Origin of the sequence: Kitasatospora sp. NPDC093558, assembly GCF_040683475.1 — a bacterium.
In the GTDB taxonomy this organism is placed as follows: Bacteria; Actinomycetota; Actinomycetes; order Streptomycetales; family Streptomycetaceae; genus Kitasatospora.
The window spans coordinates 1-1,619 of sequence record NZ_JBFBDY010001068.1 but is presented as its reverse complement, the minus strand read 5'-3'; the positions used below and the strand labels follow the sequence as shown (position 1 = coordinate 1,619).

At 71.7% G+C, this 1,619-nt stretch carries 2 protein-coding genes; both read left to right on the top strand.

Features of this window, described 5'->3' with window-relative positions:
• On the top strand, positions 1 to 600 hold a 600-nt coding region (locus tag AB0O00_RS38520), incomplete at its 5' end, for a hypothetical protein (protein ID WP_363659337.1).
• Positions 601 to 661: 61 nt separating this feature from the next.
• On the top strand, positions 662 to 1,619 hold a 958-nt coding region (locus AB0O00_RS38515; protein ID WP_363659336.1), incomplete at its 3' end, for a radical SAM protein.

The window sequence follows — 1,619 nt, the reverse complement described above, 5'->3', positions numbered from 1 at the left end:
GCCGGCGAACCGGTGGTCGGCAGCCTGCTCGGCCCGCAGCTCCCCAGGGGAGCGTCCGGCCCGCTCACCTCGGCGACCAATCCCGACGGCGTGACGATGCTGGAATGGTCCAACTCCCTCGCCAAGGTGCTGGACGGCCACGCCGGCCGGCCGGTGACCTGCGAGTTCACCATGAAGCCCAGCGACAACCCGGTCGGCATCCCGGCCGACCCGGCCGCACTGCGTTCGGTCGACCTGGTCGTCCGCCCGCTGTTCGCTACCAGCGAGGCGGCGCAGGACCGGCTGGCCGTGATCGACGAACAGCTGGTGCAGCCCGGCGACCTCACCCGCAGCCTCTGCTCGCCCTGGCAGAACGACTACCGCGAGTGCGCCTGCTACTACTGGGCGGCCAGCCGGCCCGACTACGTCAACGTGGACGTGGACGAACAGGGCGTCAGCGTCGGCAACAGCTGGCTCTCGGTGCACCGCGAGCCCAAGGAGTACGTGCTCGACAACGGCCGGGACACCCGCCTCCTGACGTACGACAGCCTGTTCCGGGAGTGGCAGCAGCACCTGCGGTTCATCGTCGGCGGCCGGGACTTCCCGGATCACCACCGCTGACCGCCGCGGACCACCCGGACCGCCGCCGACCACCCGGATCATCCCCGACGAGGCCCCTGCGATGAATCCTTCCTCCACCTCCACCTCCACCGAATCCGCGACCCGCGGACCCGCCCGCGAGCTGTTCGAGCTGTCCGCCCCCGTCAGCCCCGACCTCCACCTGCTGCGCACCGAGGTCGGCCGGCACGCCCTGGTGGTCAACGGCAGCCGCCTGTTCGACCTCGACGCGGACAGCCACCGGGCCCTTGACCACGCCCGGCACGCCGGGGACGGCCCCGCGCTCTCCCGGCTGATGTCCGAACTGGGGCTGGACGCCCCGCAGCTGATCGACGACCGGCCGCCCGCCGAACCGCCGGTCCGCGCGCTGTCCCTCTCGGTGGCGCAGAAGTGCAACCTCGGCTGCACCTACTGCTACGCCCAGCAGGGCAGCTTCGGCGGAGCGCCCACCAGCATGTCGGCTGAGACCGCGCTCGCGGCGGTGGAACTGCTCCTCGGCGCAGCCGCACCGGGCGAGCGGGTGAACCTCGCCTACCTCGGCGGCCAGCCCCTGCTTCACCGGCCCGTCGTGCAGGTTGCCACCGAGCACGCGGCCCGCCTCGCGGTGGTGCGCGACGTCCGGGTCACCTTCTCGATCACCACCAACGGCACCCGGGTGACGGCCGCGGACGCCGAATTTTTCGAGCAGCACGGCTTCGCGGTGACGGTGAGCCTGGACGGCACCCAGGAGGTGCACGACGCGCTGCGCCCGTACCGGGGCGGACAGGGCAGCTTCCGGAGGGCGACCGCCAATCTGGCCCCGCTGCTGGCAGCTCAGCGCCGGATGCAGGTCTCCGCACGGGTGACGGTGACCCCGCACAACCTCGCCCTGCGGGAGACCCTGGACGCCTTCCTCCAGCTCGGTTTCCACAGTGTCGGCTTCTCGCCGCTGCTGAACTCCCCGACCGGTCGAGGCGAACTGACGCCTGCCGACCTGGAGGTGCTGCTGGACCAGATGGTCGCCTGCGGTGAGGAGTTCGATC